Raw genomic sequence first — 10736 nt, 5'->3', positions numbered from 1 at the left:
TGACTTGGAAAAGCGCAGCATAGGGTCAATAATCAAACTGTCCGGATATCGGGACGAACTCCACAACTAATCGAGCTTCGGAAATGCTGCGCGACGCATGAACGGCGGCAATGCGAAAGCTGCACTTCGGCATTCGGCTACGCGACCTGAAGAAACCGCCGTTCGCTGCGACTACATAATTTCGGACCAGGCAAACTCACGCAGTGCTGGGCAACGACGAAGCCGCTGGGTAACTGCAAGCTTCGGCGGAGCCATACGCCGCTGGGGCGCAATGGAGGTCTTGGCCGGTGGTGTGAGCGGCCATATTTTGCGCCACCAAAAAAGCTGACATTCTTCAGGCCGGGCGATGAGCGTGATAATGAAGCCTGAGCGCTGCGTGCCCTGTCCGGACTGCGCGCACTTCTGAAGAGCTCCTGTGAACTGAAGCAGACAGAAAATGCAGATGACAGCGCATGGAGGATCGAGGGTCAAATGAAGACCCCCAATGTGGGAGGGAACCTGGCTTGCAGGTGAAGCTTGCATGCAAATGCTATTATCGCCAATATTCCCGCAGTGGTAGAGCGTATTTTTCGTAAATGGTAAGGAACAGTCGATGTTAAAGAGTTTGCAAAGAACGATTTTTGCATGCGGTGGGGCGGCGATTATGCTCGCATCTTCGGGTGCGAAGGCTGAGGACGTCACAGCCGAGGAAGCACGTGCCATCGCCAAGGATGCCTATATTTATGGCTATCCTCTGGTCGAGAACTATCGCATTCAACACGCATATTTCGCGGATGAGGGCGGGTCGCAGTACAAAGGCCCGTGGAATACCGTGGTGAATGTGGCCCGGCTCTACACGCCACAGGACACGGCAGTGCAAACGCCCAATTCAGACACCCCTTACTCATTCGTGGGTGCGGATTTGCGGGCTGAGCCGATCGTGCTGACAGTTCCCGGGATGGAAGAAGACCGGTATTATTCGCTGCAGTTCATCGACGCCTACACCTTCAATTTCCATTACACCGGCAGCCGAACCACGGGCAATGACGGAGGCACCTATCTGCTGGCGGGGCCACGCTGGCAGGGCGAATATCCAGAAGGTATAGACGAGGTCGTTCACTCGGAAACAGATTTTGCTTTTATCATCTATCGAACACAGCTGTTCAATGAAGCCGATCTGGACAACGTTAAGAAAATCCAGTCGGGCTACAAGGTTCAAACGCTATCGGAATATTCCGGAGTTCCTGCCCCTTCCGGTGAAGGGATTGCCGAACTGACGGCTCCTGCCAGCAAGCCTGACAGTGTCGGGCACGAGCCCCTGCCGCCAAAGGCCATCAAGCCGCTGACGCAGGGCGAGGAAAGGACCTCACTAGAATTCTTCGGGATACTCGACCTGGTGCTGAACTTTGCCCCTGTTCCCCCTGAGGAGAAGGACCTCAGGGCCCGCTTCGCCAAGATCGGAATTGGTGAGGGCTTCGATCCGGAGGCGCTGCCGGCCGAAGTGAAAGCCGCCATCCGGAAGGGTATGGCCGATGCTTGGCAGGCGTACGATGAATTCAAGGCAACGAAAATTGACGCCAGCGAGGTCACCAGCGCTGACATCCTCGGGTCGCGCGAGCATATCAACGGCCGGTGGATCTACCGCATGGCAGGAACTGTGATCGGGATTTACGGAAACTCGGTGGAGGAGGCATTTTATCCCCTGATTACGGTCGATTCCAATGGCGAGCCGTTCGATGGTGCGAACCGGTACGAGGTAACATTTTCTGAAGGTGAAACTCCGCCAGTAAATGCTTTCTGGTCAATGACCATGTATGATTTGCCGCAAAGCCTGCTCGTGGAAAATCCAATTAACCGGTATCTGATCAATTCTCCGATGGTGCCGGATATGACGAGGAATCCCGACGGTTCGCTGACAATCTATATTCAGCACGACAAGCCTTCCGCCGGAAAAGTGTCCAACTGGCTTCCCGCTCCCAAAGGCCCGTTTTGGGTGCCGATGCGGCTCTATTGGCCAAAAGAATCGGCGCTGAATGGCAGTTGGACGGTGCCGCCAGTCGAGCAGGCAAACTAAAGCTGCGAACGCCATCGCCGTCTGCCGGTCGTCCATTGGCTGGCAAGTTCGGTGGAGCCGCACTTGCTGGGCGTTGTTCTGGCTGCCATGCCTTGGGCTGCCCAGCAAGCATAATCGCGGAGCGGCTTCCTGGTGACGCCACCCGGCCAAATGCGCGCTGCACCTTCGTCCGGTCCGGCACTGTGATCTGCGGTTTGGAGAGGCGCTTGGTTATCGGTCTGTTGGCGGACCGGGCATGTCCCCGGCTGAGGCTGGAACACGTCTGCACGAAAGGAACGGAAAATGAAAAACATCCTGGCTGCAACCGCGCTCGGCGCAGCGGCTATTCCGGCTGCAGATCCTGCTTTCGCTCAGAGTGCGGCCTGGAACTATGAGGCGACGATCTACCTCTTTGCCCCGGAAACCAAAACTGCGGTCACTACGCCTGCCAGGCTGGTTGAGGGCACGCTCAGTTTCGGCGACGCGATCGAGAACCTCGATTTCGCTTTCATGGGGGCATTTGCTGCGGAGAAAGGCCAGTGGAGCATACTCGCTGACGTCATGTATCACGACCTGTCTTATGGCAACGACACGCCCGGTCCTGTTCATTCAGGACTGAACACCACGGTGACCACCCGGATCCTGAACGGATATGTCGGATACCGATTGTATGACAGCGGAACAGCGGAGATCGATCTCGCGGGCGGATTCCGCTGGTTCGGCACGGATACGGTCATGACGCTGCTGCCTGGCACCGCACCGCAGCGAAGCACCGCCATAGTTGCCAGCTGGATCGATCCTGTGATCGGGGTCCGGACCCGCAAGGTGTTTTCCGACCGCTGGCAGGGAACTGCTTTTTTCGACTATGGCGGTTTCAGCCGCGGAAACGAAACCTGGCAGATCCTTCTGACCGCCGACTACACTCTTCGCAACAGCTGGCTGCTGCGCGGCGGGTACCGCTACATCTCCATGGAAAACGTGGTGAATGGCAACAGTTTCAAGTTCACCCAGTCCGGTGCAATTTTCGGCGTCGCATACCGGTTCTGATCCGCTGTAGGAACGAAAGCGGTTCACGCTTGAAAGCATGCCTTTCGCCGCGCGGGCCTTCGCAGGTGCCAATTTAGGTTTCAGGGAAGAAACAGGTTAAAGGCAGCCGCTGCAAGGAAACCTTGCCAAGAGCTGTATGATGCGCAAGCATATACAAAAGCGTGAATTGGGTGCTGTCAGCGCAACTAAGGCCAGTGCAGCTACAGCCAGTGCTACCGGTGTGGCGACCCGGCTTTCCGAGTGAAAGAGGTTGTAATGAAGTGTTTGTTTAGGCGTCTAAAGCAATTTCTTTGCGCAGCCCTGGCAGCGATTATCTTATGCTTCGCGCCGGCGGCCCCTGCCGCTGCACAAGACACTGCAGCTCCGGCACTGCCTGAACCGCTGACGGCGGAGGCGGTTCGCGAGATGGTGGCCCGGATGCCGGACGACCAAGTGCGCGCCTTGCTGCTGGAACGGCTGGATGCCGTGGCTGCTGAACAGAAAGAGGCCGCCAGCGAACCTGAAACCTTTTCCGGGCATGTGCAGCTCCTTTGGTCAGCGTTCACCATCCCCGTCACCGATGCAGTGCGCAAGGTGCCGCAGCTTGCCGAAGGTGAAGCGCGGGCGATCGCCAATTTCATCCGCAGCTATGGCGATGCGGCAGGTGTGGCATCACTGTTTGGGCTGATCGCCCTGGTGCTGGCGGTCGGCTTGGCAGCAGAACTCACCGTCCGGAGCCTGCTGTCGCGCTGGCGGAACATTGACCCGGCCAGCAGCAATGAAAACAGTCTGGCCAGTACCCTGAGCTTCCTGGCACGGCGTCTTCTGCGCGAGATAATCGGCCTGATTGTCTTCTATGTCGTGGCCCGCGTGGCGGGGCGGGCGCTTCTGGACGAGCAGCAGCTGCGCTTTGCCGCACCCATGGTCACCTATCTGATTTGGCTGCCGCGGGTCGGAGCCGCGGTGTCGCGATTTCTGCTCGCACCGAACCGGCCCGACAGGCGTCTGGTCAATGCCAGCGACCGCTGGGCGGATTTTCTTTACCTGCATATCATCGGGCTGTTTTTCCTGGCAGGGTTCACGATGTTTGCGGTGGGTTTCAATGCGGCCAACGGGGTGGCGCCGGAATCCGTTCGCCTGGGCTACTGGCTCGACAGCCTGGTTTATGTCTACATAATCTGGATCGCCTGGACGGCGCGCGTTGGCTTGTCGGACATGATGCGCGGAACCGATCCGCACCGCACCGAATACGATGAAGCTGCCGCCCGCCTTTACCCGTATTTCGCGATGGCCGTGGCCGCGCTGACATGGGTATGTGTCGGCACGCTGGCCGGCCTCGGCAAGACTGCACAGCTGGTCCACGGCGCGCATTACGTGACCATGTTCTGGCTGCTTTCGGCTCCGGCGCTGGATACCGCCATCCGCGGACTGGTCAAGCATCTGGTGCCCCCGATGTCCGGCGATGGGCAGGTGGCGGAAGCGGCCTACAAATCGACCAAGCGCAGTTATATCCGCATTGGCCGCGTGCTGATGGCCAGTGCGGTTCTTCTGATAATTTCGAATGCCTGGGACTTTGACCTGATGGGGCTTATCACTGGCGCGGAGGGGGTTGCCGGCAACCTGATCGGTTTTCTGATGACCCTAGCTGTCGGCTACGTGGTTTACGAGGGTGTTTCACTCTGGATCAACCGGCGACTCGCTAGGGAGCAGACGTCGGCTGAGGGCGCAGGCCATGAGGCTGGCGGTGAAGGCGGCGGCGCGGGTGGTTCGCGGCTGGCAACAGTGCTGCCTCTGCTGCTGATTACCGCCCAGGTGGCGATCGCGGTGGTCTTTGGCCTGCTGGCGGTCGGTGCGCTGGGTATAGACATTGCGCCGCTGTTGGCCGGGGCCGGGATCCTTGGCCTGGCGATCGGTTTCGGTGCCCAGAAGCTGGTGTCCGACGTGGTGTCGGGTATCTTCTTTCTGATCGATGACGCGTTCCGCGTTGGGGAGTATGTAGAGGTCGAAGGCACCCGCGGCACCGTCGAGAAGATTTCAATCCGCTCGATGCAGCTGCGCCATCACAGAGGCCCGATCAATACTATTCCCTATGGCGAGATCCCCAAGCTGACCAACTACAGCCGTGACTGGGTGATCATGAAGCTGAGGTTCGCCGTGCCGTTCGACACCGACCCGAACATGGTGAAAAAGATCTTCAAGAAGATTGGTGCCGAGATGTTGGCAGACGAACTCTACAAGGAAGACTTCCTGCAGCCCTTCAAGAGCCAGGGAGTGTTCGACTTTGATGATGTCGGCATGATCATGCGCGGCAAGTTCATGGCCAAGCCGGGCACCCAGTTCACCATTCGCAAGGAGATCTACAACCGGGTGAAAGCTGCCTTCGCGGAAAATGGCATCGAATTTGCCCGCCGTGAGGTGCGGGTGGCGATCCCCGGACTGGGCGAAGCCGAGCAGCTGAGCGAGACCGAGAGAGCAGCGATCACCGCTGCTGCGGGCAGCGCGGTGCAGCAGGAGGCGGCAGAAGACGCAACGCAAGCCCCCAAGAAGGTTTCGTAGATGGTTCCGGAAGGAAGGCGGCCGGTACTGCGGATTCGTAACCGTAAATTCTGGCTCTCCCTGCCGGCTGCGGCTGCCCTGGCAGTGTGCACGACACCGTTCGCGGCGGTGCATGCGGCAGGGCCGGAGCAGACCGAACGGCAGCTGGGCCATATCGAAACTGCGCAAAGATCGGAAGGTTATGGATTCCGCAGCGGGGCAGTTGTTGTGGCTCCTGTTCCGTTTGCCAGCCCCATGATCGGCTCAGGGCTGGGACTCGGCGCCGGTTTTTTGTTCAAAACGGGGCCCGAGGCAAACACATCGGTTATCGGACTGGGCGGTCTGCGGTCGGACAACGGCAGCCGGGCGGCGGCGGCGATTGTCCGCCTGGCCTCTCCGGACAACCGCTGGCAGATCAAGGCCTTTGCCGGCAAAGCGGACGTGATTTATGAGCTTTACACCGGCCTTGGTGCGGTGCCGGTGCGCCAGGAGAGCCGCCTGGCGCGGATCAATGCCGCCTTTGGCTTTACCAGCGAACTTTCGGCGGGGATTGTCCTGCGTTACCTTGAAACCGTCCTGAGCCCGGAGGGCGGGTTGCAGCCACCCTCCCTGCAGCCCGGCACCCGGCTTGAAATTGGAACTGCAGGTTTCAGCTTCGATTGGGACCGCCGCGATGACAGCGATTATCCAACGGAGGGCACGCGGATGGCCGCTGTTGCCACCCGGTCCCGCACCCTCGGCAGCCTCGGCCGCAGCTATGAAAGGGGAATCGCAACGTTCGACGGCTACCGGCCGTTTGGTGCGCGCAGCAGCCTGGCAGTGCGTGGAACTGTTTGCGCGGCGTCCAGCGGCACGCCCTTCTTCGATCAGTGTTCGATTGGAGCAACTGATAACATGCGGGGGTTCAATAGCACGAAGCACCTTGGCCTGCGCATGGTTTCCCTGCAGGCTGAATACCGTCAGCGATTTTCACAGCGCTGGGGCGGTGTCGTCTTCGCAGGGACAGGCAGGACCGGAAACAGGTTTGCCGATCTGGCGCAGGACGGCAGCCGAAGCGCCGCCGGGGCTGGTGTGCGGTATCGGGTATCGAAAAAATTCCCGGTGGATTTTTCGATCGATATCAGCCGCAGCAACGAGCGGGAAACCCAGCTCTACATCTACGTCGGCCAACGGTTCTAGGCTGGTGGCCGGCAGCGGATTTTTGCAGTATTTGGGTCGAACGTCATGGCGTGAAGCAAGCGCTTTAGCTGGGGTGTACCTATGGTTGGCCGGCTACAAAGTACACGGCCAGGAACGGGCCGGCTTCCAATGACAGCTTGAGGCGGCGCGGGCCGCTGTCGGTCGGGTTTGGCCCGGTGATGATCTGGACATCGTCACCCAGCAGCTGAAACGGTGGGCGGCTGCATCGTCGCGATGCGGTGATCTAGGCCTGCCTGACCTTAAAAGTGCGGTCCGGGATGCCGCTGAAGCAGACTGCGGGGGTCGCCGAGAGCCTTCTGCGGCCGGCAGGAAAGGTGCGGGCCGTGCCGGTTAGATTATGCAGGTGAGAGTCTTTCCAATCATTCCATCAAGGGCAAACCTTCATTCAAGCACTGGCATGAACTTCGCTCCTGTTCCCGGACACCGGGGTAAAGTACCCCTGTCCAAGAAAGGAACATGGAATGGGACACTCGAGGCGGACGGCAGGATCAATGGCGGCACTGCGCAGGCAGCAGGCGGATGCGGCGGAGCTGGACCGTCTGCGCAAGGAAAACAAACGTTTGAAGCTGGAAAATGAAATCCTCGAGAAAGCTTCTGCTTTTCAAGCCTGCCTATCTGTTCTGTTAGCGTGCGATCTGGCCAAGGTAGATTGATCCAACATCTGTCACCACTTTTGGCAGACCGTTCTCGGGATCTTCCAAGAATTCCCACAGACGTTTGATATTTGCGGTCGTCTTTGGGGCCACCCGGCCAAACTCGGCGAGATGAGCCCGCAAGGCGTTGATCAGCTGCGTGCGTTGCCTCAAAAGCAGGTCACGTGTCCGGAACAAAACTGCCCTACTTTGCTGCTCATGTGTTTTTACGGCGACTGTCCGCATCGTCGGACGTGATGCCGCCTCGGCAATCGCTTCTGCATCAGCAGCATCGTTTTTATGCCGTTTGACGAAAGGTTTCACATAGATGGGCGGTATCAATTTCACTTCATGGCCGAGTGCTCCAATCTGACGCCCCCAGTCATGCGCGGTCGCGCAGGCCTCCATAGCAACGGTGCAGTTTGGTTGTTGTGCAAAAAATGGTACAACTTGCGCCCGGGTCAGTTTCTTGCGGAACAAGACATCCCCACCAGCTGTCGCCCCATGCGCCTGAAAACTGCGCTTTGCCAAGTCTACTCCGATGATTGCAACCATTTCCATTGCCGCCTCCTCTGTTTCTGGTCTGTCAAGACAGCACCAGCATGGCACATCACGATGCCGTCGGGAGGGGCATCCACTCCATCAGGGCGCGGGACATTGCTGTCTTTTGGCATCGGAAAACGAAGGTCAACTCCGAAACTTTTTGCGGGCCTGCGCCAAAATGTACGCGCTCATATTCCATACATCGCGCTATTCAACTTGATATTTGACATATCACTATCCATAAACTAGATGCCTCTTATACTATTCAGGATTTGCCGCATGATCACCGGACCTCAGATGCGCGCGGCGCGTGCCCTTCTCGGCATCGACCAGAAAACCCTGGCCGAGCTGGCGGGACTTTCCGTGCCGACGATCCAGCGCATGGAGGCCAGCCACGGCAATGTGCGCGGCGTCGTCGACAGCCTGACCAAGGTCGTGGCAGCGCTCGAACTCGCCGGAGTCGAACTCATCGGAGAAGGCACCGCCAGCACGGCAGGCGGACGGGGCGCGCGGCTGAAGGCGCCTCCGCCGAAACACTGATTCTCAACCCGCGACGGCGACCGCCGACACCAAGCCGACGATCCCGCCGCTCCCGTCCCAAAGGTGCGGCCACAGATGAAAGACCAGACTACCAGACAGAGCGACGCTCCGAACTTCGCCGATCTCTTCACCCCGAAACTCGTCACCGTCCTGCGGGAAGGCTATGGGCTGACACAGCTGCGCACGGACGCCATCGCCGGGTTGACCGTCGCCATCGTGGCATTGCCGCTCTCGATGGCGATTGCCATCGCGTCCGGCGCGACACCGGCGCAGGGGCTCTACACGGCCATCGTCGGGGGCTTCCTTGTGTCGCTCCTTGGCGGATCGCGGTTCCAGATCGGCGGCCCGGCCGGGGCCTTCATCGTGTTGGTCGCCGCCACCGTGGCCCAGCATGGGATGGAGGGGCTGATCCTTGCCACATTCCTCTCGGGGCTGATGCTTGCGGTCGTGGGTTTCCTGCGCCTCGGCACCTTCATCAAGTTCATCCCGTTTCCGGTCACGATTGGGTTCACGGCCGGGATCGCGGTCATCATCTTCGCCAGCCAGATCAAGGAGCTGTTCGGTCTGACGCTGTCAAATGAGCCGGGCGAACTGCTGGAGAAGATTCCGGCGCTTTGGCAGGCAGGGGCGAGCCTGACGCCAGCCGCACTTGGTGTATCCCTGGCAACTGTTGCGGTCATCCTCGGGCTGCGGCGCTGGCGACCGCACTGGCCCGGAATGCTGATCGCCGTCGGACTTGCCGCGGCCGCGACCGGGTTACTGGCGCTGCCGGTGCAGACCATCGGCACGAAGTTCGGCGGTATCCCCTCGTCGCTTCCGGCGCCGCGGCTTCCGTCCCTCTCGATGGAAGCGATCCTCGCGGTCCTCCCGGCTGCCATCTCCTTCACCCTGCTGGGTGCCATCGAGTCGCTCCTGTCGGCCGTCGTCGCTGACGGCATGACCGGACGCCGCCACCGCTCGAATTGCGAGCTGGCGGCACAGGGCGCGGCCAATATCGGATCGTCTCTCTTCGGCGGCTTCTGCGTGACCGGCACCATCGCGCGGACCGCGACCAACGTCCGGGCCGGGGCGCATGGCCCGGTGGCGGGGATGCTGCACGCCCTGTTCATCCTGCTGTTCATACTCGTTGCCGCGCCGCTCGCCTCCTACATCCCTCTGGCGGCGCTCGCCGGAGTACTGGCCGTCGTGGCCTGGAACATGATCGAGAAACCGGCCATCGCGATCCTGGTTCGCTCAGGCTGGGGAGAAGCCACCGTGCTGGGCGCCACGTTCTTCCTCACCATCTTCCGCGACCTGACCGAGGCCATCGTCGTCGGCTTCGCGCTCGGCTCGGTTCTCTTCATTCACCGCATGAGCCGCACGACCGAGGTTGCGACGGACGGTGCATTTGTCGTCGGGGATGAAGCCGACATCACCCATCCGCGCGGCGAGTACCACGAGGAGCAGGCTGCGAACCCGGACGTAGCCATCTACCGGATCACCGGTGCGCTGTTCTTTGGCGCGACGGCCTCGATCGGATCGGTGCTTGACCGTATTCAGGACCCCCACAAGGCGCTGATCGTGGATTTTTCGGCCGTGCCGTTTCTCGACTCAACCGGCGCCAACATGATCGAGGGCCTGGCGCGCAAGGCGCAGAAGCAGGGGGTCGCGCTCTGGCTCACCGGTGCCAGCCGCGACATCCTGCGTGTGTTCGTGACCCACGGGTTGAAGCGTCCACTGGTTCATTATTCCGCCTCGGTGGACGAAGCGCTGATACGGGTGCGGAATGGCGCCGACGGTGATCAGGAGGCCGCCTGATGTCCGGTACCGTCAGGGACAAACGTCGACCACAGCGCCGCCGGAACGGTCCGGCCGAAGCACGACGGCGATATGTCCTCGACGCACTTGAACGTCCGCGAACGCAGGCGGAACTGCGCGATGCGTTGGGCATGAGCAACAGCGGGATACTGCACCTGCTGCGCCGGATGGAGCGGGATGGGCTTGTGCGGCCCGCCGAACGGGTCGCCTGTACCCGGATTTGGGAGCGGGTGTAAAAGTCGACAACGCGTTTGTGATCATAAGGGGAGAAAGGGAAGTTTACTGCAACTGAGGTCGTTTGGACGACCCGCAGCATTCGACATTTTGGGCCGATTCTGTTGAAAAACTCTTCCTTGATTGCAGGGGGCATCGCTGATTCAATTCCGTTATTGAGCGGGAGGTTTGGCGATGATGGGACCGAAGCAGGAGGC

The 10736-nt window shown here is 60.1% G+C and carries 8 protein-coding genes and 1 pseudogene; 8 read left to right on the top strand and 1 reads right to left on the bottom strand.

All coding sequences use genetic code 11. The annotated features are described in order from the left end of the window. Positions 1-592: 592 nt before the first annotated feature. From VOI29_RS18145 to VOI29_RS18125, 5 genes are all read left to right on the top strand, one after another. The gene (locus tag VOI29_RS18145; protein ID WP_323781826.1) at positions 593-2053 is read left to right on the top strand and encodes a DUF1254 domain-containing protein; all 1461 of its coding nucleotides are present in this window, start codon (positions 593-595) and stop codon (positions 2051-2053) included. Positions 2054-2335: 282 nt separating this feature from the next. After that, the gene (locus tag VOI29_RS18140) at positions 2336-3079 is read left to right on the top strand and encodes a porin family protein (protein ID WP_323781823.1); all 744 of its coding nucleotides are present in this window, start codon (positions 2336-2338) and stop codon (positions 3077-3079) included. A gap of 405 nt (positions 3080-3484) precedes the next feature. Then, entirely contained in the window at positions 3485-5614 is a 2130-nt protein-coding gene (locus VOI29_RS18135) for a mechanosensitive ion channel family protein (protein ID WP_323781820.1), read from the top strand. A 234-nt stretch (positions 5615-5848) separates the two neighbouring features. Beyond that, the gene (locus VOI29_RS18130; RefSeq protein ID WP_323781817.1) at positions 5849-6772 is read left to right on the top strand and encodes a BamA/TamA family outer membrane protein; all 924 of its coding nucleotides are present in this window, start codon (positions 5849-5851) and stop codon (positions 6770-6772) included. Between the two features lie 512 nt (positions 6773-7284). Further along, a complete protein-coding gene (locus VOI29_RS18125; protein WP_323781814.1) occupies positions 7285-7446 on the top strand; it encodes a hypothetical protein in 162 nt (53 codons plus the stop codon). A gap of 21 nt (positions 7447-7467) precedes the next feature. On the opposite strand, the pseudogene VOI29_RS18120 reads toward VOI29_RS18125, so the two are convergent. Continuing rightward, positions 7468-7986: pseudogene (locus tag VOI29_RS18120) on the bottom strand (IS110 family transposase); the annotation flags it as partial. A gap of 261 nt (positions 7987-8247) precedes the next feature. Between VOI29_RS18120 and VOI29_RS18115 the strand changes: the two are divergent. The 3 genes from VOI29_RS18115 (at position 8248) to VOI29_RS18105 (ending at position 10541) form a co-directional block, all read left to right on the top strand. Beyond that, positions 8248-8508 (top strand): helix-turn-helix domain-containing protein, encoded by a 261-nt coding sequence (locus VOI29_RS18115; RefSeq protein WP_323781811.1) that lies wholly within the window; start codon positions 8248-8250, stop codon positions 8506-8508. A gap of 75 nt (positions 8509-8583) precedes the next feature. Further along, entirely contained in the window at positions 8584-10305 is a 1722-nt protein-coding gene (locus tag VOI29_RS18110) for a SulP family inorganic anion transporter (protein WP_323781808.1), read from the top strand. Then, positions 10305-10541 carry a winged helix-turn-helix transcriptional regulator gene (locus tag VOI29_RS18105; RefSeq protein WP_323781805.1) on the top strand — a complete coding sequence of 79 codons (237 nt, stop codon included), beginning with the start codon at positions 10305-10307 and terminating at the stop codon, positions 10539-10541. The genes VOI29_RS18110 and VOI29_RS18105 overlap by 1 nt, the downstream gene beginning before the upstream one ends. The last annotated feature ends 195 nt before the right edge of the window (positions 10542-10736 follow it).

It is taken from the genome of Leisingera sp., from assembly GCF_034669605.1.
Lineage (GTDB): Bacteria > Pseudomonadota > Alphaproteobacteria > Rhodobacterales > Rhodobacteraceae > Leisingera.
This window is presented reverse-complemented; position numbering and strand designations above follow the sequence as displayed.